This is a genomic window from Psychrobacter sp. YGAH215, assembly GCF_007280595.1.
In the GTDB taxonomy this organism is placed as follows: domain Bacteria; phylum Pseudomonadota; class Gammaproteobacteria; order Pseudomonadales; family Moraxellaceae; genus Psychrobacter; species Psychrobacter faecalis.
On sequence record NZ_VKLR01000009.1, the window covers coordinates 36,476 to 61,020 of the forward strand.

A 24,545-nucleotide genomic window follows, 5' to 3' on the forward strand; every position below is an offset into this window, starting at 1 on the left:
AACTTTTGGGCTATCAGTTCTTTTCGATGATACCGCAAGCAACGCGATCGCCTGCGTTACCAGCAGGCTGGCTCTTATAATCATCAGCACCGCTATGGACGATAAAGGCTAGACGGTTAACACTGTATTTACCTGCATCAGCGGCAGAGATTTTCTTATTCACATAGTTGATAGTAGCAACGCCATTCGCATCGGCGGTTAAGTTCGGCAAATCTCCTGGATGACCATTCATATCATCAGGATGAGAGTGCGGTTTTTTATCTGGATTAAAGTGACCACCAGCCGCTTTACCCATATCGGCACAGCTACCGGTTTCATGAATGTGCAATGCCACAGTCTTGCCGGGCTGCAAATTCATCAGCTTACCGTAAACTTGGACACCGCCATCGACTGGGCGTAAGAATACTTGACCCACTTCGTTTTTATTACCAGCGACTGCATTGATGGTAGATTTCAACGCAGGTTGGTTAAGTGGATTGCCCGTTTGCATTTGACCTTTGACGGTTTGGCAACCTGTCATCGCTAGAGCTGAACCACATAACAGGGCACTTGCAAGCATCGTCTTATTCATTATTATCTCCATTTATATTTATTTGTCGTGATAAATTTCTGTTATTTATCAAAATACTCAAACATTGCTCAATGTCGCAATCAGTATAGCCAAGGTTTAAATATAACTATTCATTAAATGCGCAACAATCGGTTAATAAATGTAAATAACGTATGCGTTTGAAAAAGGTTTACAGCGTTTTCTTTACTTCGTTTTGCCAAACTAAGGTTTCGCCTGTTGCCATCGTTTGCAATAAATTATAACGAGGCATATCGGTCTGATTATCTGCTGTTGGCGATGTTGGCTGTGAGGGTTGTAAGCTTAATGTTAGCTGACTGCTGCTATCACGCATCAAATCAAACAAAGCGGACTCGATTCTATTGCCTGTCTCACCGCAGCCCATTACAGTACTAATAATAGTGCCGACTTTGAAAGTATTATCATTGAGTAAAAAATAAGGCGCGCGCGCCGTTACAGCCTGAGCTAAAGGATGCGTACTGATTGTTAGGCCAACTTTCAAAGCTCACTGAAATAGGATGATCTGGGTGATAAAAATTGCCCAAAGGTTTTCTAGTTAATTCCCCTTTTGCATCATAAGTATTACTGACGGCACTCACCAGCGTCCAATGATACTGCTCTAATAACTCGTTAGTAATGGGCAATCCAGCGGGAGTTGCCAATGCTTTAGGTGAACCTATAAAAATTAAGCGATTACCATTTTCGATATTAAGTGCCAAACGTTTAGGGGCAGCTTGTATAGCGACTGGCGCTGATTGTGATGTTAAATGTGAAGTTGGCAATAACTCAAAATTAAGCCTAACAGGTGCGTACTTAACAAATAACGATTGAATACTATTATCCTCTTTAATTGCAGTATCAGTATTATTGTCGTCATGACAAGTTGTGGGTACTTTAGTAAGATGAGAATAATAGGGATAAGGCGGCGCGGACAGCGCATGAAAATCCATTCTATAATGCTCACAGCCTTGATGCAGACTTATTGAACTGGGTTCTATTGCTAAGGTAATCGGTGCAAAATTTTCGATATCGGCTATGTTACCGTTTTGATGAATTACTTGCGCCAATTGCCAGTCATAGTGAGCTACCCATTGCATTACTTGTGATTCTTTAATTACTATCTCGTCAGTAAAGTTAGATTTATCTTTAGTAATAGGTGTGTTGACGATAGTGGTCTGCTGGGTACTATTCAATGGCGCAGACTGGCAACCCATTAATCCCACTGCTACAGACAAGCTGATAATAGTTAATGAGCGCTTTATAGTTGGCAGGAGCATTGTAAAATCCTTTTTAAAAAATATGAAAATGAATAGGGGCTAAGGTATTTTCTTTACTTCGTTTTTCCAAATGAGTGTTTCGCCTGAATCAAAAGTTTGCAATAGGTTATAGCGCGGAAAATCGGTTTGGTTTTTTGACTGAGATTCTGATGAAATAGACGGCTGTAGGCTTAAGCTCAGGGTGCTTTTACTGTTACTAACCAGCTTAGAAAGCTCATTTTCAATTCTATTGCCAGTGATGCCGCAGCCCATGACGGTTTGCATTCCTGAGCCAACTAGCAAGGTATAATCTCTCATCAAAATATATGGACCACCGACGCCATTACAGTTTGAGTTAAATGACGCATATTGACTATCATCATATCCTCTAAATATCAACGATACTGGAAACTCTGGATGATAAAAATCACCAATAGATTGTCGAGATATAATCTTTCTATTAACATCAAAAGTATTACGAACGGCGCTCTTTAGCTGCCAATCGTAACGCTCTAGTAATGCATTATCAATTGGTAATCCCGTTGGTTTTCTAAAGGCTAGAGGCTTACCTGTGAATATTAATGTATTGCCATTCTCGATTTTAATCATCAAATTTTTCGGTGCCATTTGAATGTTGTCGAGCTTATTTTCTGCTACTGCTGACAGCGTAATCCCTAATTTTAATAGGCCGTTTTTAGGAAATAGCGCTTCTATATCGCCTTGATTCATTTTATTGCTAGGGGTGTTTTTACAGTCAGAGGGTTTTTGTCTAAGATCGCTACCATACTCAAAAGGTGGCGCATCCATCCACCCAAAGTCGATTGAAAAATGCTGGCAGCCTTGAAATAAGCTTAATGAGCTGGGCGCGACTGCTAAAGTAATGGGATTAGCCGTGTCGATATTAACAAGGTTTCCTTTCTGATCTTTGACGTGTGCCAATTGCCACTGATAATGGCTTGCCCATTGCAGAGTTGTGGCTTTAGTAGGTTCTGGAGCCTGCCCTTTAATAGCTGGCGTTTGCTGTGTTGGCGCAGACGTCATCTTGTCGGGAACAGGAAGTGTTGTCATAATACTCGGAACAACGTTAGGCTGACAACCCATTAGACTTACTGAAAACCAGACAGCTGAACATGCACATAGAGCGAAACGATTTAAAATCAAGTGTTTCAAAATCATAATTATTACCAAATAAACTTTTGTCTAAAATATAGCACAGGGTTTTAACCAGATTGTTTTTTATTATTACCAAAAAAAGCCGCCCATCATGACGATGAGCGGCTCTTTAATTTGTAAGGCTGGATTAGTAACTAATCAGATTAGTTATGCAGCGCTTTGCCTGAGGTTTTATCAACTGTCACTTTGGCAGGTTTCAGCGGCACTGGCATACTGACCAATGCTACTTTTAATATCTCATCAATCGTCGCTACTGGCTGGATGGTCAATCCTTCTTTGACATTATCAGGGATATCGGCTAAGTCACGCTCGTTGGTCGCTGGAATCAAGACGTGCTTGATGCCACCGCGATGCGCAGCTAGCAGCTTCTCTTTGAGACCACCGATACGTAGGATTTTACCGCGCAAGGTAATCTCGCCTGTCATCGCAATATCTGGACGAATGGCAATGCCCGTCAAGGCAGAGACCAGCGCTGTCGTGAGTGCACCACCAGCCGATGGACCGTCTTTCGGGGTCGCGCCTTCTGGCATATGCACGTGGACGTCAGTAGTTTTAAAGGTCTCGTAATCAATCCCTAAGCTGTCACCGCGAGCACGTACTACGCTCATGGCAGCACGAATCGACTCTTTCATTACATCGCCGAGTGACCCTGTAAAGCTCAGCTCGCCTTTACCTTTCATCGCGACCGCTTCGATGGTTAATAGTTCGCCACCGACTTGCGTCCAAGCAAGCCCAGTCACGCGACCAATCTCAGGCTCTTCTTCTGCCAGACCATAATCGTACTGATGGACGCCTAGATAGTCATCGATGTTTTTGTCATCGACTACTACCAGCTCACGTTCGGCTTTTTTCGGAGCACGTGCACCATGGGTTTCAACCGAACCGCGAACCACTTTGCGGCAGATTTTATTGACTTCACGCTCAAGGTTACGCACACCGGCTTCACGCGTATAGCTACGCACGATGCTATGTAATGCCGCTTCAACGATTTCAATTTCGCCTTCTTTAAGGCCATTATTTTTAATCGCTTTCGGCACGAGATATTTCTGCGCGATATTGACCTTTTCTTCTTCGGTATAACCCGGTAGACGAATGACTTCCATACGGTCAAGCAGGGCAGGTGGAATATCCATGCTGTTGGCAGTACAGATAAACATCACTTGTGATAAGTCTAAGTCCATATCCAAATAATGGTCGTTAAAGGTATCGTTCTGTGATGGATCTAGCACTTCAAGCAACGCTGACGCTGGATCGCCGCGGAAGTCTTGCGCCATCTTATCGATTTCATCCAATAAAAATAGCGGGTTTTTGACTTCGACTTTTGCCAATGACTGCACGATTTTACCCGGCATCGCGCCGATATAAGTACGGCGATGACCACGGATTTCCGCTTCATCACGGACGCCACCAAGTGCCATACGCACAAACTTACGACCCGTTGCACGAGCAATCGACTCGCCTAATGAGGTTTTACCAACACCTGGAGGACCAACTAAGCAAAGAATCGGACCGCGCAGTTTTTTCACGCGTGACTGTACGGCGAGATACTCTAAAATGCGGTCTTTGACATCTTGTAAGCCGTAATGGTCTTCATCTAATACGGTTTTAGCTTTATCTAAGTTGATCGAAACTTTGGTCGTCGCATTCCACGGCGTATCTAAAATCCACTCAATATAATTGCGTACCACTGAAGACTCTGATGAAGCAGGTGGCATCATTTTGAGCTTTTTCATCTCTTGCTCGGCTTTTTTTCGCACCTCTTCTGGCAAGTCAGCTTCATCTAGACGTTGCTCAAGCTCAGCTACATCGTCATCACCATCAAAGGCGCCGTCATTCATATCTGACAGCTCATTTTTAATGGCTTTCATCTTCTCGTTCAAGAAGTATTCGCGCTGATTATCTTCCATTTGCTGACGAACCGCTTCTTGGATATCTTGTTCGATATTTTGCTCAGCACTTTGCTTAACGAGATATTCAGTCAACGTATTAATATGGGTTTTGATATCATTTTTTTCTAAAAACGACTGTTTGATATCAAGATCCATCGACACACGGGTCGAGATAAAGTAAACCAACTCAAGCAAGTCATCGATACGCTTTGCCACGCGGGTTAGCTCACGAGCATTACGTAGACGTGCATCGGCATAGCTTTCAAACAGTGTGGTTAAAGCTTTGATTGTGTTTTTCTGTTGGCTCTCATCCATGTCGACATCAAGGTCAGCACGCTCAAATTTTGCCATCAATAGCTCGTCGTGACTCTCTATCGAATCTACACGGGCGCGATATTGACCTTCAATCAATACTTTGATGCAGTTCTCATCGCTATCATGCGGCATGGTACTGACGATGCGACAAACCGTACCGTATTGATATAAATTGTCGTGATCAATATCTTCGGTGAGCGAGTCTTTTTGCGCAACCACCAACACTTTATTGCCATACTCAGCTTGCGCCAATTCAACTGCTTTGACTGAAGGCTCACGACCGACAAATAAGGCAATTTGCATATGTGGATAGACGACAACATCGCGCAGTGCCAATAACGGTAGATAGTCTTCAACAGCGGTGTCTTGACTGTCTTTAGCAGTGTCATCTTCTTGAGTATCATCAGACGCTGATTTGTCTTCTACTGAATTATCAGACGACGTTTCTAGCTCGTTCTGTTGCTCGGTTGCTTGCTCAGTTTGCTGCTCATTGTCATCAGCAAGGGTAGATGATACGTCGACATCGATGTCGATATGGTCTTGGGCAATTTTATGTTCACTCATATATTTTTCCTCGTTCACCAGACTTGTAAAGTCAAGTTAGTGGTTCATGATTAGATAAATGGTGCTGCTATATAAAATTGCAAGGCTATATGACGAGCAGTCATGACAATATTGCGTCTTTATTTGCAGGGTCGATCCTGTCTGCTAAGTTTTGCGCGTGGGATTTATAGCTAAAATCAGGTAAAATGACGCGCGTCTTAACCGCTCCGTTCAAATAGCAACTATATGGGTTAACGTGTGAGTTAAAACGCTAGGGCGAAATAAATAGGTCGGCAATGTGCTAATAGCGTGCCAATAGTCAATAGCGGACCAAAAAACATAGGGTAAGGGGCGAGAATATGACCATCAATGCGGTGCTACTAGCGGTAGTCATCATGCTAGGCCTGTCTTTGGCGCGGGTACACGTGGTACTCAGCTTATTAATCGGCGCGCTGGCAGGTGGGCTGATTGCGGGTCTTGGTATGACCGATACCTTAAATGCCTTTCAAGAAGGTATCCGTAATGGCGCGCAAATTGCGTTGTCTTATGCCTTATTGGGCGCTTTTGCAGTGGCGATTGCACATTCAGGTTTGCCGCAGTCTTTGGCAGGGGCGGTTATTAAACGCATTGATGCTGGCGGGGCAGGTATAGGTACAGGTGGCATGATTAAATACATGCTGTTTGCAGGGCTCGTCACCATGAGCTGCTTTAGCCAAAACTTAATCCCGATTCATATCGCCTTTATTCCATTGCTTGTACCGCCTTTATTGCTTGCCTTTAACCGTATGCAAATCGATAGACGCCTGATTGCCTGTCTGATTACTTTTGGTCTGGTGACCACATATATGTTTATCCCTTATGGCTTTGGCGATATTTACCTCAATCAAATCATGCTTAAAAACGTCGGTGAAGCCGGTATTGATGTATCGAATATTTCGGTCACCAAAGCTATGGCGATTCCGGCACTTGGTATGCTTGTTGGTTTGCTAGTGGCGGTATTTATCAGCTATCGTAAGCCGCGTCAGTATGCCCAATTAGCCATTGATAAAGAGGCTCGCGATGCGGTAGTAGAAAAAGACGCGTTAAGCAAAACAGCTGCCGATGCCCAAACGCAAAGCAAGATGAAAACCATCGTCGCGCTGATTGCTATCGTCACAGCCTTTGTCGTACAGCTTTATACTGATTCATTATTACTCGGCTCAATGTTTGGTTTTGGCGTCTTTATGGCAACGGGCGTGGTCAAATGGCGTGACGCCGATACGGTCTTTAATGATGGTATCAAGCTGATGGCGATGATTGGCTTTATTATGATTACTGCCCAAGGCTTTGCCGAAGTCATGAAAGCGACCGAGCAAATACAGCCGTTGGTTGATGGCGCGGCGTCATTGTTTGCGGGTAATAAAGCGATGGCTGCATTTATTATGCTATTGATTGGCTTGATTGTGACCATGGGTATTGGTTCGTCTTTTTCGACTATTCCTATTTTGGCGGCGATTTATGTACCATTATGTATCTCTTTAGGGTTCTCACCTTTAGCAACCGTGGCGATTATTGGTACAGCTGGCGCGCTTGGTGATGCCGGTTCGCCTGCGTCAGACTCGACGCTTGGACCAACCTCTGGCCTAAACGTTGATGGCCAGCACGACCATATCAAAGACAGTGTGGTACCAACCTTTATCCATTACAATATTCCGTTATTGGTATTTGGTTGGATTGCGGCGATGGTGTTGTAAAGCTATCAAAGTTAAGTAGAGTTTGGTGTAGGCTAGATTTTTAACCCAGCTTTAAAATGTCAATTACCTTGTTATTAAACTGATTCTCTACAAAAAAAATCGTCTTAAAAAAAATAAACAGACCTGCCGAAAGCAAAGCAATAAAAATAGTAAAGATGACAGGAATGTCCAAAAAATCATCCCACCTAATGACGGCGGTGCATGCATCGCCATCATACCGAAACCAAATAAAAATAAAATGCTAGTCAACAGCATAGCGAAGAACTTCCAGCGACTATCCATATATACATCCATAGTTACCAGTAGGCTTAAGTGAAACAGCATCGCCATTATTAATATAACGACTAATTCTATAGGATAGGGGTGCGGAGGAGGAATATTCTGAACGTGAAGTAAATAGGGATCTGTGCTAAAACCTAACGTGATAATAAGACCGACGAAAATGATCCACAAGATAGTAAAAACTACCCTTAGTGGTTTTGAGCGAAAGTAGCTCATTGTTGTCTTTGCAAATCCTTTATGGGTCTTTATTGTCATCTTCAAAATCCTCAATCTCACCAGTTAAACTAGCCAAAAAAGCATCACTGTCAGCCAGTAATTCATTTAAGCGTTTCTTATTAACCACCTTTGCTAATTCGTCGGAGTTAAAGGCTTGTTCTTGACTGTAGTAGAGCTTCTCTCTAGCGTCATCATTTCCCAATGCTCGTAAGTACGTATCAACACTATCAGCGCTAGATGCTTTGTCATAGCGGCTTGTAATCTGATTTCGTTTAAACCACCTCAAGCTACTTGGCGTAATCAAACCATCTAAAGGCACATCCCACGCTTGGCGCTCAAGCTGCTCAACCACTTGGAAATCATAACACCAGCCGATTTTTAACGGCTTTTTTAACCCTGTTCGATGGCTTTTACCAAGTGTCGTGTCATAAAAGCCACCACCCATGCCCATACGATTACCATTTTTATCAACTGCGACTAATGGACAGATAATCACATCTAATTCGTGTGCCCAAAGTAACCTGCGATGATGGTTCTGCTTCATACCTAAGCTATGAATGCGTGTCGGTATATTTAATAGTTTCGACTGATAAATAGGCACAAAGCGCAGACGTTTATCATCATTACCATTTCTAGTACGACCGAGCGAACCAACCACAGGCAGATAAGGCAAATAGCCTAAGCGTTGACACCAGTCCAACAGTGGCTGAGTGGGTAGCTCGCCAAAGCCATTATAATATAAGCCAATCTTTGCATGCGGCGGTAAGCGTTGTTGCAATTTAATTAAATGTAAGCTTGCCATGCGCGCATATTGTCTACGCTCGCCAGCTGTTAATTGCCGACGCTGGCGGGTAAACTGCTTTCTTGGCGGATTACTTAAGCTATCAGCGGTTTTGATATCGTTTTTAGAGTGAGCGTCATCATTCGCTAACTCAGGTAACGAGTCAGATAATGCAGTAGCAGAATGTTGTTGGCTGGTGTTTTTAGACATCAGTTAGCCTCACGGACTTGGAGAAATTTGTGATAAGTCATGCTATCATAACGCCACTTTACATCGTATTTTCCTTTATGTGCAGCGTGTGTTGCACTTTTTCAAAGCAGCTATACAACAAACCATCAAAGAGGGTAGTTATGTCGACACAGAATCAGGCAACTCGTACCGAAAAAGATACCATGGGCAACGTGGAAGTCCCAGCTGACGCTTATTGGGGTGCGCAAACTCAGCGTAGCCGCGAGAACTTTAAAATTGGTGGCGAGACATTGCCACGTCCGATGATTGAAGCAATGGCGCTAGTGAAAAAAGCCGCTGCCATTACCAATGCTAGCCTTGAGCGTATCGAAGGCGATAAGCGCGACTTAATCGTGCAAGCTGCTGATGAAGTTATCAACGGTGGTTTAACGGATCAGTTCCCACTCGTAGTATGGCAGACAGGTTCTGGTACCCAGTCAAACATGAACATGAACGAAGTATTGGCAAATCGTGCCAACGAAATCGCAGGGAACGCGCGCGGCAGCTACACGCCGATTCACCCGAATGACCATGTTAACCATGCACAGTCTACCAACGACAGCTTCCCAACCGCGATTCGTGTGGCGGCTGCCCGTCAGATTAACAGCCTGCTTATCCCAGCGGTAAAAGTACTACGCGATACGCTAGATGCCAAAGCCAAAGAATTCGATAGTATCGTTAAAATCGGTCGTACGCATTTGCAAGACGCGACGCCTTTGACCCTAGGTCAAGAATTCAGCGGTTATGTCAGCCAACTTGACCATTCATTAACTCGTATCGATAACGCGCTACAAGGTCTATATGAATTGCCACTAGGCGGCACAGCGGTTGGTACAGGTCTAAACGCTCACCCTGATTATGCGGTAAAAGCGGCTGAGCAATTGGCTGAATTAACAGGCTTACCGTTTGTCACCTCACCAAATAAATTTGAAGCACTAGCCGCTCGTGATGCCGAAGTGTTTGCTTCAGGCGCACTCAAAACGCTAGCTGGCAGCCTAAATAAAATCGCTAATGACGTCCGTTGGTTGGCATCAGGTCCTCGCTGTGGTTTGGGCGAATTGACGATTCCAGAAAATGAGCCAGGCTCATCTATCATGCCGGGTAAAGTAAACCCAACTCAGTCAGAAGCAATGACCATGGTCGTCGCTCAAGTCATGGGTAACGATGTCACTATCAGCATGGCTGGCGCGTCAGGTAACTTTGAGCTTAACGTTTATAAGCCAGTGATTGCCTTTAACTTATTGCAATCTATCAAGCTATTGGGTGACGCTTGCAACAGCTTTAACGAAAATTGTGCGGTTGGTATCGAGCCAGTCAAAGACAAAATCGATGACTTCTTGCATAATTCATTAATGCTAGTGACTGCTTTGAACCGTCATGTTGGTTATGAAAACGCAGCAAAAATTGCTAAGACTGCTTATAAAGAAAACAAAACTTTGAAGCAAGTGGCGGTTGAATTGGAGTTGTTAACTGAAGCGCAGTTTGATGAGTGGGTAACCCCTGCGGATATGGTGCATCCTTCTTAATTTAGATTTTTTTGGGTAAATAAAAGACCTTGTCATGTAATGTGGCAAGGTCTTTTTTACCTAAAATTTATTTTTAATTAGAACTTATAAAGCAATCCTAGCGTCGTCGTGGCATCCGTCCGCGAGTCAACCATTGGGCTGTCATATTGTTCATTTGGCAGATAGCTTAAGCTTTGATTGGCAAATCCTGCCCAGCGCTCATTAAAGTCATAGTTGGCACTGATATTGATATAAGGGTTTAAGCTATTATTTGACTCATAAGCAGCGACGCCTGTCTTCGCTGACTCTTGTGCACTAACGCCATAATAATAGTTATTGTAGTCAGCATCATGATATTCAAAGCCAATGCTTGGATAGACGGTCAGCTTATCTTTAGTGATTTTGGCAAGATAGGTCAAACGCGCTGTATTACCACCACTTTTATCTAAAACGTCAGTCGCGACTTGCAGGCGAAAACCACCCACAGGCGTACGACGCAGATAGGATAGACCGGCAGCGGCTGAAGCCTTACGTTTATCTAGACCTTGCAGCGCGCCAGTGGCATCGTCAGGGTCGAACTCACTGCCATCGAGCTGCGCATAAGCAGCTAGCTGATTGGTGCCATCATTGATGATATAAGCGCCCGCTTGCGCACCGCGTGCATAGATTCTGTTGTTATCATAAAACACACCCGGCAATACTTTTATGTCGGTGCTGTCTTCCAAATCATAAGCCGACTTGACCGCCATGACGTTGACGCCGACGCTTAAAATGGCATCTTTATCAGTCGGTAAGTTGTTTTTAAACAGTGCGGCATTAGAGATGCTGGCGACACTAAATAGGGCAGTGGCGGTCAATGCGCTAAGGACAGTGCGCGTCAACGGTTTCGATAGCGCTGATGATTTAAACATGGTTTGCTCTCATAAGTGGGTGGGATAAACGGTAAAAAAAGCATTGAAAAGCATTGATAAATAGAATAATAAATAAGTCTGGCATTTTACTCAATGGCGGCGAGCACTTGTAGTATTTGCTGATGGATATCTTGCCACCACCAGACAAAACCAATACTGATCAGCAGCATGACCAGCCACGGTAGCAATTGCCAAATAAGCGTCGATTTGGTCGCTGTTTGTTGTTCGTTAATTTTGCTGTGATTAAGGCTTGCGTGATTAGCATTCACATTCATAGGTAAGTTTACAGCAGAGTCATGATTAAAACTGCTGTTATTATCAAAATTGCCATCATTATCAAAGCGAAAAGAATTGATATAAGTAGTCTGATAAATGTCTTGCGCTTGGTTAGGCATATTCTGTAGCGTAGCAGCCAAGCGCTGACGGTAGGCAATGGCAAACGCCAATGCAATCACCAATCCCGTGACCGCGCCGCCAATATGACCGGCATTATCAATCCCCGGTACGGCAAAGCCATATACCAAATTGATGCCCATAATAATGATTAGGCTTTTCAGATTGAGCACCATACCATTGACTGATATTTTAAACAGCGCGGCTATCAATAGCGCGGCACCGATACCCATGATACCGCCAGACGCGCCCGCCGATATGCCCGGTTGTCCAGTGCCATCTAAGATGCCTTGCCACGTAATATGGTTGTTCAGTAGGTTGCCACCGATTGCCGCCAGTAAAAATAACGCCAAAAACTTCGCTGAGCCAAACATCGGCTCGGCGATTTGCCCAAAGAAATACATGGCAAAACCATTAAACAATAAATGCATCAGACCGATATGCAAAAAGGCACTACTTGCCAAGCGCCATGGTTCACTGTCCATGGTATAAGGCAGAGCATTGGCGCCCCATTTTAGTAATTCTTCAGTCGATGGATTATTGGCATCGACGCCGCTCAGTACTTGCATGATAAATAAACCGATAAAGCTGACTAATAGCAAAGTGGTGACGGGCGCGGTTTTTAATAATTGTTGAATGGTCATAAACGCAAACTATCAATAAAAAGTGATGAGTAGAGTATAAAGGCTAGGGTTAGGGCGTGTCACCCATAAGTGGGTTAGAGTCGATTCAACTGCAAAACGATATAGGGTTGCTAGAATAAATTTTTCGCAGCCTCTGGAGTGCGAAGCACACAGCAAGCAAGGAAGATTTATTCAAGCAGCAAGCTATTTTGGACATATCCTTTTCACACCGAACTGAATATATCAATATTTAATAAAGCTGGGTTTTTTAATAAGGACTGGCTTTTTAATAAGCATGAGTTTTAAGATTCTCATAAGTGCCTTTAACCAAAATGTCATCCGTCACTTGATTGATATCGGTATGACCACAAAACGCCATGCTGATATCACACTCGTTATAAATAAGCTCTAGCGCACGGCGCACACCGTCTTCGCCATAAGCGCCAAGCCCATACAAAAACGCGCGACCAATCATTGTACCATTGGCGCCTACAGCGAGTGCTTTGAGCACATCTTGACCGGAGCGAATACCACTATCGAGCCAAATCTCGATATTGCTATTTTCCGCTCGTACCGCTTGCACGATATCAGCGAGCACGGCAATGGAAGACAACGCCCCATCAAGCTGACGGCCGCCATGGTTTGAAACCACCAACGCATCGGCACCGCTACGAGCAGCCATGATGGCGTCTTCAGGTTCCATGATACCTTTGATAATGAGCTTGCCGCCCCACATATCTTTAATGCGCGCGACATCATCCCAGCTTAGCGCTGGGTCAAACTGTTCAGCCGTCCATGCCGAGAGCGATGAGATATCCTCGACGTTTTTGGCATGGCCGACGATATTACCAAAGCTATGCCGTTTGGTGCCGAGCATATTCATGCACCACTGCGGCTTGGTCATGAGGTTTAATATATTGGCAAGGGTAGGTTTTGGCGGCGCAGATAGACCGTTTTTGATGTCTTTATGGCGCTGTCCGAGCACTTGTAAATCCGCGGTTAAGATAAGCGCGGAACAATTGGCCGCTTTAGCGCGGCGAATCAGGTTTGCCATAAATTCTTGGTCGCGCATCACATAGAGCTGGAACCAAAACGGCGCACTGGTGTTTTCTGCCACATCTTCGATAGAGCAGATACTCATGGTTGAAAGCGAGAAGGGCACGCCAAATTTCTCCGCTGCTCGCGCGGCGTGAATCTCACCATCGGCCCACATCATGCCAGTAAAGCCAGTTGGGGCGATAGCAACGGGCATTTTGACTTTTGAGCCCAGCATATCCGTGGCAAGCGAGCGCCCTTCCATATTGACCAGAACCCTTTGGCGCAATTTAATACGGTCAAAGTCGGTTTCATTGTTGCGATAAGTAGTCTCAGTCCATGAGCCTGAATCGACATAATCATAAAACATCCGTGGTACTTTACGCTCGGCAACACGGCGCAAATCCTCAATTTCCGTTATTTTCTTTAAATCTTTCATAAGTTTCTCATTATTATCATTTTTTACGTTGTCTGTTTTATGACGCTGCTAATAATTGCTGCAAATCCAACACTGAAAAAGGATAGTTCAAGCGTTTTGATGGCGTCAATATCACAGGAATCGTAGTAGCAAACTCCATCATCAGCACCTCATCAAAATCAGCAATATCAACATACTGATAGCGTATCGGCTGCACCGCTTGAAATTGGCTAAGCAGCTGCTCAGCGATGTCACAAAGATGACAGCCAGTCGTTCCGAGTAGCCACCATTTATCCTGATTTTCAGCCGTACCAAGATTGGGATTGGCGGCAATCATGCGTGCCCGTAACATTGCTACTGTATTATTAGCCATATTTACACTCTTATTCATATATCTATTTATCGCCAAGCGTTAGTTTTAAATTTTTAAAGAAAAGTATTCGTAGCACTTGGCAGTATTTACATAATAAAGAAATAGGGTAAATAATGACAGCGATTGTGAGATTAGGTAAGATGACCTGCTATTTATGATTAACGCGTTAGGGTTAACAGTTTATTATGTTGACTATTTTTTAACTACTTGGATATCGCTCGCATGGCAAGTTTTGGCACATTTCTCAAACGCTTATTACTGGCATTCATGTTGTTGGTGGTGGCTTTTCATATATTGGTCGCAGGTCTGCTACTGATTTGGAAGACCCAGCCGATTAATAATAGCATGTTTATGCTGACCCATCGTTTAACGGGTGGCACGGTCACGCAAACGTGGGCTGAGTATGACGCCATTGCCAAATCTGCCAAACAAGCAGCGATTGTCAGTGAAGATTCGACCTTTAGCCAGCATAATGGCTTTGATATGAAAGGCATTAAGGCGGCACAGAAAAAGAACGAAGAAACGGGCAAAATGTCAGCGGGCGGCTCAACGATTACCCAGCAATTGGCCAAAAACTTATTTCTTACCTCGCATCGCTCTTATACCCGTAAAGCTGAAGAAGCGATTATCACAGTAATGATAGAAACCTTTTGGGATAAGCAGCGCATTTTGACCGCTTATCTCAACGTCGCTGAGTTTGGTAACGGCATTTATGGTATTGAAGCCGCCGCCCAGCATTATTTTGATAAATCAGCGGCCAATCTAAACCGTGACGAATCGGCTTTACTCATCGCCATGTTGACCAATCCAAAATACTACGAAGGTCATCAAAGTGACAAACGCTTGCGCAACAAACAACGTATCATTAAAAAACGCATGAAAAATGCCGTCTTACCGCAATCCGCTTAGGAAACGTTTGGCTTAGCGTGTAATTAGCTTAGATTGTCGGTTGGCATTAAATAGCGTTCATAAAAAATAAAAGATGACGGCATATCGATCACGTAAAGGATTAAAAAGGTGGCAAAGATGGTTAATAAGCAAAATAACGATCATGAAATTAACGATAGTATTGATGTTAGTACAAAAACGGATAGTGAACTCAGCACGAATCTGGTCAAAACAGAAGAAGAGCTAACAGCAAGCTCGAGCAAAGGATTGAGTGAAATAGACTGGCAGCGTTTCGACGATGGCAGCTATTCGCCGAGCAGCTATATCAATCGCGATTTGTCTTTGTTGCAGTTTCATCTGCGGGTGTTGGCGCAGGCGGCCAGTCCGCGCCATCCTTTGTTAGAGCGCTTGTTTTTCCTCATTATCTTTTCTTCCAACATGGATGAGTTTTTTGAGATTCGTGTCGCCGGTATCATGCAAAAACTCAATATGGGTGATGTCTCAACCAGCGCTCATGGTATGCGCCCAAGCGAGGTGCTCAGAGAAATATCTGCTGTCACTCATAAAGCCATCAGCGAGCAATACCGCATTTTAAATGAAGATATCCTGCCAGCCCTGGCTCAAGAAGATATCCGCTACTTAAAGCGTGACGAGCTAACTCCTGAGCAATCGGCATGGATGAAGCAGTATTTTACCGAGCAAGTCTCACCAGTTTTAACACCGATTAGCATTGATCCGGCGCATCCGTTTCCGAGATTGGTAAATAAAAGCTTAAACTTTATCGCCACGCTAGAGGGCAAAGATGCCTTTGGTCGTGATATCAATCTCGCCATTGTACCAGCGCCACGCAGCTTACCACGTGTCATCCGCTTGCCGGATGAGCTGACGGGTGGTAAAGAGCATCATGTGATGCTATCGGCGGTGATTCATGAGCATATCGGTGAGTTGTTCCCGGGGATGAATGTCACTGGTTGTCATCAGTTTAGACTAACGCGCAATGCCGATTTGGATTTGGCAGAGGATGTCGATGATATTGCCAAGGCACTAGAGGGCGAGCTTGAAAACCGCCGCTTTGGCGACAAGGTGCGTTTAGAGGTCACTACCGATTGCCCAGCGCCGATTAGCGATTATTTGCTCAATGAGTTTGAGCTGCATGACAATCAACTTTACCGCGTCAATGGGCCGGTGAACTTAACACGCTTGCTGTTTGACTTTAATATCCCCGCGCTACGTTATCAGCCTTTTACCCATGTCGTCCCCAAACCGTTCCGCCGTGAAGTTGATAAGCTCGATAAAGCGACCAGTATGTTTGCCGCGATGCGTAAGAGCGATGTCTTGGTTCATCATCCGTTTCATGCGTTCTCGCCGATTATCAATCTATTATGGCAGGCAGCAAGTGACCCAAAAGTGCTCGCCATTAAGCAAACGCTATATCGTTCAGGTACCAATTCAGAAATCGTTAAAGCCTTAGCGGCGGCGGCGCGCAATGGTAAAGAAGTCACGGCGGTTATCGAGTTACGCGCCCGTTTTGATGAAGCCTCAAATATCGCGGTGGCTAATTATCTGCAAGAAGCAGGCGCGGTGGTGGTTTACGGTATCGTCGGTTACAAGACTCACGCCAAATTGATGCTTATCATTCGCCGTGAAAACGATAAAATTCGTCGTTATGTGCATCTCGGTACGGGCAACTATCATGCTGCCAATGCCAAAGTTTATACCGATTATGGTTTATTTAGTGCCGACCCTGATATCTCAGAAGACGTGCACAAAATCTTCCAAGAGCTAACAGGCATGGGCAAACCTGCCAATCTAAAAAAACTCCTACATGCGCCGTTTACCTTGCATGAAAAGCTCATGAGCTTTATCGATGATGAAATTGCTCAAGCCAAAGCAGGCAAACGCGCTCATATTATCATCAAGGTCAATGCGCTGACCGAGCGCCGACTGATTGATAAATTGTATGATGCATCGCAGGCAGGCGTTAAGATTGAGCTGATTTTGCGCTCCATGTGCTGCCTGCGCCCGCAAGTAAAGGATTTGTCCGAAAATATCACCGTCCGTTCTGTGATTGGGCGCTTTTTGGAACATACGCGCATTTATTACTTTTATAATGCTGGCTATGAGCGCTTGTATTGCGGCAGCGCCGACTGGATGGACCGCAACTTATTCCACCGCGTTGAGGTGGCGTTCCCAATCGAAGACAAAAAGCTATTCAAACAAATTTATCAAGATGGTTTAATCAACTATCTACACGACAATACTCAGGCTTGGGCGCTTGACGGTAACGGCGTTTGGCAGCAATTACAACCAGCGGCAGATGAAACACCGCATATCGCACAAGAGCATTTATTAAAGGTCATCAACGGCGTTGGCGAGACAACTTAGACTAGTTCTCAACAACCTTTTTAGATTCAATAAGCATTGAAAAATCCAAATAAAAACCAAGCATCTGTATTTATCGGATCTTGGTTTTTTTATTTAACAGCGCTTATAAAGTTGCGGAATAAATTACTAAAAAAGTAGCGTACCAATGAAAAGCAAGTTACAAACTGTCGGCTAACCTCACATTTATTCACACATTGATACGGCAGTACACTGGTGAGCAGTCAAAAATTATTCTTATAATTAAGTTATACCTTGTCTCTGATAGCTGATAGACAGCAGTCTATATATCAATAATTTATAAAGAGCGAGCAAGGATAAGCTAATTATAGCTAGTACAATTTTATTATAAATAAATTACAAATAAGAGGAATTGCACCATGAGTAATACCAATAATGACATATCTGATGTAAAAAAAGCGGCAGAACAAGCAGATAGCCAACAAATCGAAAAAAACCTAACCGATAACAAGCAAGTCGATAAACCTGAAAATCTAAGCGAAGAGCAAAAAACGCCTTTTATCGAAGATGATTTGCGGACTGATAAATAATAAAACTAATCTGCTGCTCTACACCAAACGCGAGGGACACGCCATGAAAGACTTTACCCAACCTAATGATGAAGAACCGGTACTAATTGATGATCCAGCGGCATTAAAGCCAAAAAATCCTAAAGACAGTTACAAAGGTCGAAAGTACGAGCCGGATATTGATGGACCTGAGCAAGCATCACAGGAAACCGATGAAGTATATGTAGACCCACGTAAAGAAGAGGATTTGCCACCTGGTGGTAAAAACGTTGCTGATTTAAACGCTTATGACTTGTCTCAAAAGAATAATGAGTAAACGTGAGAACGATAAGCGAATTTACCATAACGATAAAAATAATAATTTAAAAAACAATAAGGATATTATGATGCAAGCCAAAGATATGCCAACCAAAGATCCTGAATTAACCAAAACTCGTATTCAGGAGACTGATATTCGAGAAACCGCTATTACAGAGAATGAGGTTCATTCATCTGTTGCTCATGATGAAATCGAAGACAATACTAGAGTCAATAAAGGAACCGATACCTTTAAAGAAGGTGTGATAGAAACAGAGCATGTAAACAAAAATGACAATCCTGCGCGTCAGCCAGATCGCCGCGATCAAGAAGGCAATGCTTTCGATGAAGGGGTAAATGAGCATACTATCATGCCTGAAGCGGCTAAAAGTACCGATATAAACGATTTAAATCGCTATGCCAATGTCGATAATGCGCAAACACGCGTACTAAATCCTGATGAAAAAGATTTCTAATAGTTAAGATGAAAGGTGTTTAGCGAGGCTAAGAGTGCTAGCAAATATAGATAGCTATTTTTTATATGCTTATAATTATAAAGAGAAGGCCTATGACTATACAAAACGACAAGAACGTTAATGCTACGGACGTTAATGATAAGGATGTTGATGTGAATCAGCAAAAGCGAAATCATCCAGAAGATAACCCCAACCTAAAAGATGCCGATGACAATAATGGTATTGTACCTGACGATGCCCTGCAAAAGGTCAATCCGGCAGAAGCAGAACGGTTGACGGATGACCACGATCCCCATCATGTGGTAAAAAATCACAAACAATATGATACTTCGATAACCGAAAGCGATAAATAATGGCTTTCAGAACAATAAAAGATTGAATGAAATAAGAAACGGATAATTTATAGTGGCGCTTTAAGTAAAATTTATAGTGTCGCTTTAAGTAGTAAGATTTAAAAAGGTTTAACCCTTAGCAAGAATTTATACGCTAACGGTTAAACCTTTTTTATTTCAGGTGAAAATTAATAAGATGATTAGATAATTAAGCAGGGTTACCACTATGAAAGCGTAGCTCGCTATCTGGACTTGATATCAGCTCTGCTTCAACTTCTTTAAAAAAGGCGACACGTTCGTCAATATTATCTTCAGCTAAAGACTGCGCCAATGCCAAATAATCTTCAAAATGGCGACTTTCTGATTTAAGTAAGTAGCGATAGTACTTCGCCAATCGTTCATCATTAATGACTTCTGCCAATGTGGCAAAACGCTCGCAAGAACGTGCCTCGATAAATGCCCCAATAATTAAGACATCTACCATCGCCGCTGGCTCGTAGGTACGTTTATGCTTGAGCATGCCTTTGGCATAACGTCCAGCGCTCAGATATTTCCATGCTTGCCCGCGCTCATTCATGATGCCGAGCACTTGCTCATAATGCAGCATCTCCTCGCGTATCAATTGTGCCAATTTGCGCTGTAAGTCATAAGAAAACTCATAACGAAAGATTAAATTCATCGCCGTACCAGCCGCTTTTTTTTCGCAGTTGGCATGGTCTTGAATGATTAACGGCAAATCCGCAAGGGCAGCATCGACCCAAGCCTGCGTGGTACGTGCGCCTAAAAATTCATAAATAGGCGATAGGTCTACTTTTAGTGGCGTTCTTAATTGCGCGATATCGACACTGTCTTCTTGAGTGCTGTCTTGGTCAGCGTCATTATTTTGAGTTAGCGTTGCAAGATTTTGGGTAGTAATAGTCATAGTTTTTCGGACTTTTTAAAGAGTAGATGTAAGGCAGTATTTATTAAACAATAATAAAAAGACTTAAGAGTGAGAGCTATTATAACGACTATAACGGCAAATATTTTTAATGGCGCTTGGCATTTCTGGCATGATAGATAATCAGGCAAGCTTGGTACTTTTAAATGCTTTGGCTTAACAGATAACTATTAAGCATAATTTGATGTAGTAATGATTACTCAAGGTTTATACATCATTTCAATTCTAGCGCTTAAGCAGACTATTTACCGCACCTAAAGCCATGTGGCTTATAGGGTATCATTTATAGACAGCCTAAGTATTTACTTAGTGAATGGTCTTTCCTTGTTTATTTCATTATTTGATAGTAGGATGAGATTTTGCTTTTAGAATATCTTGTCTTACTATTATTATCAGTTAATAGCTAGTCAAACGGTATTATATCAACTATCCATGCTAGCGCAAAAAGTAACGCTTAGCGCCTTAGCATTGGCTTTGCACTGCACTAAATAGTAGCAATATAGATAATAGCAATCCGCGATTAACACACTTCACGAACAGATAAGGATAACAATATGAGCCAGTCTTCTAACGCCAATCGTATTCAAAAAGGCATTCTTGCCATCGATAAGCAGATGTTCGATTTTATTGAAAACGAAGTGCTGCCGAAAGTCGGTGTTGATTCAGACAGCTATTGGTCAGGTTTTGAAAAGGTTATTAAAGAATTTACGCCGCGCAATAAAGCGCTGCTCGCGACCCGTACCAAAATTCAGAAGCAAATTGACCAGTGGCATCTCGACAATCCTGCCAAAAATGGCGATATTGATTACCCAGCTTATAAAGCGTTTTTACAAGAAATCGGCTACTTATTACCAGAAGGTGATGATTTCAAAGTCAGCACCCAAAACGTCGACGACGAGATTGCCCATATCGCAGGCCCGCAGTTGGTGGTGCCAGTCCGTAACGCACGCTATGCATTGAACGCAACCAACGCTCGTTGGGGCAGCTTGTACGACGCCTTGTACGGCACAGACGTCATCAGCGATGAAAATGGTCAAGAAGCCAAAGGTGGCTATAACCCAACGCGCGGCGCCGCTGTCGTCGCCTATGCCAAAAAATTCTTAGATGAAAGCTTTGCATTAGCATCAGGCTCATATACTGATGCCACTGGCTTTAAAGTTGTCGATGGCAAGCTTGAAGTTATGCAAGGCGATAGCAGCACTGAATTAAAAGATGCCGCTCAGTTTGCAGGTTTTGTCGGTGAGGCTGAAAGCCCAACTGGTATTTTGTTAAAAAACAACAACCTACATGCTGAAATCCAAATCGATGGCAGCCATCCAGTGGGTAAAGACGATCCAGCTAACATCAAAGACGTATTACTTGAATCTGCTATCACGGCGATTCAAGATTGCGAAGACTCAATCGCTGCCGTTGATGCCGAAGAAAAAGTAGAAGTGTATCGCAACTGGTTTGGTTTGATGAATGGCGACTTGCAAGAAACCTTTGAAAAAGGCGGCAAAACTCGTACGCGTAAACAAAACCCAGACCGCGAATACACCACGCCAGATGGCGGCGCACTTATCTTACCAGGTCGCTCGCTACTATTAATTCGTAACGTTGGTCACTTAATGCAAAACCCGGCTATCTTGGTTGATTTGGGTAACGGTCAAGAAGAGATTTTTGAAGGCTTAATGGATGGTTTGATTACTCCGCTATTGTCTTTAAATGATTTAAAAGGCAAAAACGAGCTATCAAACTCGCGCAAGGGCTCGATGTATATCGTTAAGCCAAAAATGCATGGTCCTGAAGAAGTCAAAATGGCGAACGATTTGTTTAACGCCGCTGAAGACTTATTAGGCTTAGAGCGTAATACCATTAAAATCGGTGTGATGGATGAAGAGCGCCGCATGACGGTTAACCTCAAAGAAGCCATTCGCCAAGCAAAAGAGCGCGTGATCTTTATCAATACGGGCTTTTTAGACCGTACGGGTGATGAGATGCACACCAGCATGAACGCTGGACCCTTCGTCCGTAAAGGCGATATGAAATCGCAAGCATGGCAGCCAGCTTATGAGCAGTGGAACGTCGATATCGGTTTAGAGACCGGTCTACAAGGCCACGCTCAAATTGGTAAAGGCATGTGGGCGAAGCCTGACGAGATGAAAGAGATGATGGAAAGCAAAATCACCCATCCACAAGCAGGCGCTAGCACAGCTTGGGTACCATCACCAACGGGCGCTACTTTGCACAGCATGCATTACCATGAGGTCAATGTTGCCGACGTGCAAGACAGCTTAAAATCCCGTGAGCGTGCCAGCTTAGATGATATCTTGACCATTCCATTGGCCAAAGATAGCAACTGGACAGAAGAAGAAAAGCAGCAAGAGCTTGATAATAACGCTCAAGGTATCCTAGGTTATGTTGTACGCTGGGTAAACCAAGGCGTTGGCTGCTCTAAAGTGCCAGATATCAATGATGTAGGTCTAATGGAAGACCGTGCAACCTTGCGTATCTCAAGTCAGCATATCGCCAACTGGTTACATCACGGCGTGGTAAGCGAAGAGCAAGTCATGGATACCATGAAGCGCATGGCAAAAGTCGTCGATGAGCAAAATGCGGGCGATAATGGCTATCAGCCAATGGCCAATAACTTCGATAATTCTTACGCCTTTAAAGCTGCCTGCGATTTGGTCTTTAAAGGTCGTGAGCAGCCAAGTGGTTACACTGAGCCATTATTGCATCAAGCGCGTTTAGACTTAAAAGCCAATACGCATTGTTAATTCCTTATTTTTAAAAGCCATTAAAGGGCTACTTATCCATGGTTAAGTAGTCCTTCAATACTTAGTATTACTCAAGCATATTTAAAGCAATGTATTTCTTTTATTTATTTATAAAAGTTACCCCTATTTGCCAATGGCGAGTAGGGGTGTTTTTTTTGTTTTTATCTAAATAATCGTTAAACCTTAGATTAAGCATGGGTTTAAGGATTTTTCGTCATCAAAGACTTAAAAATATGTTGCAAATTATGTCAAAGTTGTTATGCTTGTAATCGAAGTATGAGTTTGGTAACGGATGTTACGCAACAGAGCGATAAAGACCAGCATTTACATGGCAGTTACGATTCTAATCCCAGTTATGTAAGTCATGGTTTTTTTCATCTTACGGTAATAGCACTTCGCCACACTTGTTTCTGACTAATCTCGGTAGCCAGTTACACATTATATCTTTGAGGATTTGTGACGATACCATATTGGGCACCAGCTAATAATAGCTCGCTCATTACTAAAATTGTAAAGTGGAGATACCCCATGAAAAAACTACTTTTAGCTACAGCAATCGCTGCCCTATCTGTATCTGCCGCCAACGCAGCACCTACTATCTACGGTAAAGCTTTTTTAGCTGCTGACTATGTTAACGCTGAATTCGATGGCCCTGCTGGCAATATGTATGATGAAGATACAGTAGAAATTAACTCTCATGCTTCACGTATCGGTCTTAAAGGTTCTGAAGCCATGACTGCTAACACTGATGTTATCTATCAGTTAGAGTACGGCACACGCATTGATGGAGATAAAGATGGTTTCACTAACCGTGATACATTCCTTGGTGTTGTTAACAAGCAATTTGGTGAGTTCCGTGTTGGTAAAAACCAATCAAGCCTAGCGCGTATCGATAACGTTGTTGTAAACCAAGGTTACTTTGATAACTTAGGTACTACGAAAAATGAGAATGAAGTTGTCGAAGCGTTAAACATGGCGGATAGTAACCGCATCCCAAGTTCAATCATTTGGACTGCACCAAAATATGATGGTCTACCACTAGAAATCTCTGCAATGTATAGCTCTGATGATGCTAATGGTAATGATAACTCAGGTTTCGGTGTTGCAGCACTATTTGACCAAGGTACTGGCTTTACTGCTGGTCTAGCTTATGACAAAGACCAAAACATCGAAGGTGACATCATCCGTGGTACCGCGACTGTAGATCTAGCTAAATTCATGGCAGCTCCAATCAGATTAGGTGCGTTATATCAAGTAGCTGATTATGATTATGGTTCTTCTAAAGAAAAAGGTTTTGTCATTAGTGGTGAGATGCCTCTAACTAACTTTGCTCGTCCAGCGTCTGTCTATGCACAGTACAACAATACCTCTAACCTAGATGGTTTTGATGACGCTGATTCAGATCAAATCGTTGTTGGTGGCAAATACTTCTATAAAGACAACATCATTGCTCATGCTTATGCTGGTATGAACAAAGCTGATAATGTTCCATACTTAACAACTACAGGCGATGCTGAAGTATTCGTACTTGGTACTGGTCTAGAATACAAATTCTAATCTAAGCATTAGAATCTGACTCTAAAAAACTCATCCTTCGGGGTGAGTTTTTTTGTTATGGCCTTTTTAAGGCGGCAGTGGCGTATAATAGTCACGCTTATGATAAATATGCACTGATGCGGGCGCAGCGCGAAAAACTGAG

The 24,545-nt window shown here is 43.3% G+C and carries 21 protein-coding genes; 10 read left to right on the plus strand and 11 right to left on the minus strand.

Going from position 1 to position 24,545, the window contains the following annotated elements; genetic code table 11:
- Window positions 1-13 precede the first annotated feature (13 nt).
- The 5 genes from FOR85_RS05120 to lon all read right to left on the minus strand — a co-directional run bounded on the left by FOR85_RS05120 (window position 14) and on the right by lon (window position 5,765).
- Complete coding sequence (locus FOR85_RS05120) at window positions 14-571, minus strand: superoxide dismutase family protein (protein ID WP_144297007.1); 558 nt, start codon at window positions 569-571, stop codon at window positions 14-16.
- Between the two features lie 169 nt (window positions 572-740).
- A complete protein-coding gene (locus tag FOR85_RS12620) occupies window positions 741-914 on the minus strand; it encodes a hypothetical protein (protein ID WP_190295502.1) in 174 nt (57 codons plus the stop codon).
- 76 nt (window positions 915-990) lie between these two features.
- Window positions 991-1,845, minus strand: coding sequence for a hypothetical protein (locus FOR85_RS05130; RefSeq protein WP_144297009.1), 855 nt, complete (start codon window positions 1,843-1,845; stop codon window positions 991-993).
- Window positions 1,846-1,884: 39 nt separating this feature from the next.
- The gene (locus tag FOR85_RS05135) at window positions 1,885-2,892 is read right to left on the minus strand and encodes a hypothetical protein (protein ID WP_144297010.1); all 1,008 of its coding nucleotides are present in this window, start codon (window positions 2,890-2,892) and stop codon (window positions 1,885-1,887) included.
- 248 nt (window positions 2,893-3,140) lie between these two features.
- Window positions 3,141-5,765, minus strand: coding sequence for an endopeptidase La (gene lon, locus FOR85_RS05140; RefSeq protein ID WP_144297011.1), 2,625 nt, complete (start codon window positions 5,763-5,765; stop codon window positions 3,141-3,143).
- A 338-nt stretch (window positions 5,766-6,103) separates the two neighbouring features.
- Here lon and FOR85_RS05145 point away from each other — a divergent pair, with 338 nt between their 5' ends.
- Window positions 6,104-7,477 carry a Na+/H+ antiporter family protein gene (locus FOR85_RS05145; RefSeq protein WP_144297012.1) on the plus strand — a complete coding sequence of 458 codons (1,374 nt, stop codon included), beginning with the start codon at window positions 6,104-6,106 and terminating at the stop codon, window positions 7,475-7,477.
- Window positions 7,478-7,994: 517 nt separating this feature from the next.
- Here FOR85_RS05145 and FOR85_RS05150 read toward each other — a convergent pair.
- Window positions 7,995-8,966 (minus strand): 5-formyltetrahydrofolate cyclo-ligase, encoded by a 972-nt coding sequence (locus tag FOR85_RS05150; protein WP_144297013.1) that lies wholly within the window; start codon window positions 8,964-8,966, stop codon window positions 7,995-7,997.
- 140 nt (window positions 8,967-9,106) lie between these two features.
- On the opposite strand from FOR85_RS05150, the gene fumC reads away from it, so the two are divergent.
- Entirely contained in the window at window positions 9,107-10,510 is a 1,404-nt protein-coding gene (fumC, locus tag FOR85_RS05155) for a class II fumarate hydratase (protein WP_102077658.1), read from the plus strand.
- A 77-nt stretch (window positions 10,511-10,587) separates the two neighbouring features.
- On the opposite strand, the gene FOR85_RS05160 is transcribed toward fumC, so the two are convergent.
- The 4 genes from FOR85_RS05160 to FOR85_RS05175 all read right to left on the minus strand — a co-directional run bounded on the left by FOR85_RS05160 (window position 10,588) and on the right by FOR85_RS05175 (window position 14,242).
- A complete protein-coding gene (locus FOR85_RS05160; protein ID WP_102077661.1) occupies window positions 10,588-11,400 on the minus strand; it encodes a MipA/OmpV family protein in 813 nt (270 codons plus the stop codon).
- Between the two features lie 86 nt (window positions 11,401-11,486).
- Window positions 11,487-12,437 carry a rhomboid family intramembrane serine protease gene (locus FOR85_RS05165; protein ID WP_144297014.1) on the minus strand — a complete coding sequence of 317 codons (951 nt, stop codon included), beginning with the start codon at window positions 12,435-12,437 and terminating at the stop codon, window positions 11,487-11,489.
- A gap of 265 nt (window positions 12,438-12,702) precedes the next feature.
- Window positions 12,703-13,890, minus strand: coding sequence for an alpha-hydroxy acid oxidase (locus FOR85_RS05170; protein ID WP_144297015.1), 1,188 nt, complete (start codon window positions 13,888-13,890; stop codon window positions 12,703-12,705).
- Window positions 13,891-13,927: 37 nt separating this feature from the next.
- Window positions 13,928-14,242, minus strand: a complete 315-nt coding sequence (locus FOR85_RS05175) for a glutaredoxin family protein (RefSeq protein ID WP_102077664.1) — start codon at window positions 14,240-14,242, stop codon at window positions 13,928-13,930.
- Between the two features lie 222 nt (window positions 14,243-14,464).
- On the opposite strand from FOR85_RS05175, the gene mtgA reads away from it, so the two are divergent.
- From mtgA to FOR85_RS05200, 6 genes are all read left to right on the plus strand, one after another.
- Entirely contained in the window at window positions 14,465-15,151 is a 687-nt protein-coding gene (gene mtgA / locus FOR85_RS05180) for a monofunctional biosynthetic peptidoglycan transglycosylase (protein ID WP_144297016.1), read from the plus strand.
- A 117-nt stretch (window positions 15,152-15,268) separates the two neighbouring features.
- Window positions 15,269-17,515 carry a polyphosphate kinase 1 gene (ppk1, locus tag FOR85_RS05185; protein ID WP_223808517.1) on the plus strand — a complete coding sequence of 749 codons (2,247 nt, stop codon included), beginning with the start codon at window positions 15,269-15,271 and terminating at the stop codon, window positions 17,513-17,515.
- A 377-nt stretch (window positions 17,516-17,892) separates the two neighbouring features.
- The gene (locus FOR85_RS12625; RefSeq protein WP_190295503.1) at window positions 17,893-18,063 is read left to right on the plus strand and encodes a hypothetical protein; all 171 of its coding nucleotides are present in this window, start codon (window positions 17,893-17,895) and stop codon (window positions 18,061-18,063) included.
- 43 nt (window positions 18,064-18,106) lie between these two features.
- Complete coding sequence (locus tag FOR85_RS05190) at window positions 18,107-18,358, plus strand: hypothetical protein (RefSeq protein ID WP_102077667.1); 252 nt, start codon at window positions 18,107-18,109, stop codon at window positions 18,356-18,358.
- A 67-nt stretch (window positions 18,359-18,425) separates the two neighbouring features.
- Window positions 18,426-18,815: a hypothetical protein gene (locus FOR85_RS05195; RefSeq protein WP_223808518.1), complete on the plus strand. Its 390-nt coding sequence runs from the start codon at window positions 18,426-18,428 to the stop codon at window positions 18,813-18,815.
- A 92-nt stretch (window positions 18,816-18,907) separates the two neighbouring features.
- Window positions 18,908-19,168: a hypothetical protein gene (locus FOR85_RS05200; protein ID WP_144297017.1), complete on the plus strand. Its 261-nt coding sequence runs from the start codon at window positions 18,908-18,910 to the stop codon at window positions 19,166-19,168.
- 187 nt (window positions 19,169-19,355) lie between these two features.
- On the opposite strand, the gene FOR85_RS05205 is transcribed toward FOR85_RS05200, so the two are convergent.
- Window positions 19,356-20,069, minus strand: a complete 714-nt coding sequence (locus FOR85_RS05205) for a tRNA-(ms[2]io[6]A)-hydroxylase (RefSeq protein ID WP_223808519.1) — start codon at window positions 20,067-20,069, stop codon at window positions 19,356-19,358.
- A gap of 572 nt (window positions 20,070-20,641) precedes the next feature.
- Between FOR85_RS05205 and FOR85_RS05210 the strand changes: the two genes are divergently transcribed.
- Together FOR85_RS05210 and FOR85_RS05215 are read left to right on the plus strand one after the other, a co-directional pair.
- Window positions 20,642-22,846 carry a malate synthase G gene (locus FOR85_RS05210; protein WP_144297018.1) on the plus strand — a complete coding sequence of 735 codons (2,205 nt, stop codon included), beginning with the start codon at window positions 20,642-20,644 and terminating at the stop codon, window positions 22,844-22,846.
- A 528-nt stretch (window positions 22,847-23,374) separates the two neighbouring features.
- Window positions 23,375-24,403: a porin gene (locus tag FOR85_RS05215; protein WP_144297019.1), complete on the plus strand. Its 1,029-nt coding sequence runs from the start codon at window positions 23,375-23,377 to the stop codon at window positions 24,401-24,403.
- Window positions 24,404-24,545: the final 142 nt, after the last annotated feature.

Bases quoted from the DNA above. Each gene is read 5' to 3' on its own strand.
- FOR85_RS05120 (WP_144297007.1), bottom strand. From the start codon at position 571: ATGAATAAGACGATGCTTGCAAGTGCCCTGTTATGTGGTTCAGCTCTA.
- FOR85_RS05130 (WP_144297009.1), bottom strand. From the start codon at position 1,845: ATGCTCCTGCCAACTATAAAGCGCTCATTAACTATTATCAGCTTGTCT.
- FOR85_RS05135 (WP_144297010.1), bottom strand. From the start codon at position 2,892: ATGACAACACTTCCTGTTCCCGACAAGATGACGTCTGCGCCAACACAG.
- lon (WP_144297011.1), bottom strand. From the start codon at position 5,765: ATGAGTGAACATAAAATTGCCCAAGACCATATCGACATCGATGTCGAC.
- FOR85_RS05145 (WP_144297012.1), top strand. From the start codon at position 6,104: ATGACCATCAATGCGGTGCTACTAGCGGTAGTCATCATGCTAGGCCTG.
- FOR85_RS05150 (WP_144297013.1), bottom strand. From the start codon at position 8,966: ATGTCTAAAAACACCAGCCAACAACATTCTGCTACTGCATTATCTGAC.
- fumC (WP_102077658.1), top strand. From the start codon at position 9,107: ATGTCGACACAGAATCAGGCAACTCGTACCGAAAAAGATACCATGGGC.
- FOR85_RS05160 (WP_102077661.1), bottom strand. From the start codon at position 11,400: ATGTTTAAATCATCAGCGCTATCGAAACCGTTGACGCGCACTGTCCTT.
- FOR85_RS05165 (WP_144297014.1), bottom strand. From the start codon at position 12,437: ATGACCATTCAACAATTATTAAAAACCGCGCCCGTCACCACTTTGCTA.
- FOR85_RS05170 (WP_144297015.1), bottom strand. From the start codon at position 13,890: ATGAAAGATTTAAAGAAAATAACGGAAATTGAGGATTTGCGCCGTGTT.
- FOR85_RS05175 (WP_102077664.1), bottom strand. From the start codon at position 14,242: ATGGCTAATAATACAGTAGCAATGTTACGGGCACGCATGATTGCCGCC.
- mtgA (WP_144297016.1), top strand. From the start codon at position 14,465: ATGGCAAGTTTTGGCACATTTCTCAAACGCTTATTACTGGCATTCATG.
- ppk1 (WP_223808517.1), top strand. From the start codon at position 15,269: ATGGTTAATAAGCAAAATAACGATCATGAAATTAACGATAGTATTGAT.
- FOR85_RS12625 (WP_190295503.1), top strand. From the start codon at position 17,893: ATGAGTAATACCAATAATGACATATCTGATGTAAAAAAAGCGGCAGAA.
- FOR85_RS05190 (WP_102077667.1), top strand. From the start codon at position 18,107: ATGAAAGACTTTACCCAACCTAATGATGAAGAACCGGTACTAATTGAT.
- FOR85_RS05195 (WP_223808518.1), top strand. From the start codon at position 18,426: ATGATGCAAGCCAAAGATATGCCAACCAAAGATCCTGAATTAACCAAA.
- FOR85_RS05200 (WP_144297017.1), top strand. From the start codon at position 18,908: ATGACTATACAAAACGACAAGAACGTTAATGCTACGGACGTTAATGAT.
- FOR85_RS05205 (WP_223808519.1), bottom strand. From the start codon at position 20,069: ATGACTATTACTACCCAAAATCTTGCAACGCTAACTCAAAATAATGAC.
- FOR85_RS05210 (WP_144297018.1), top strand. From the start codon at position 20,642: ATGAGCCAGTCTTCTAACGCCAATCGTATTCAAAAAGGCATTCTTGCC.
- FOR85_RS05215 (WP_144297019.1), top strand. From the start codon at position 23,375: ATGAAAAAACTACTTTTAGCTACAGCAATCGCTGCCCTATCTGTATCT.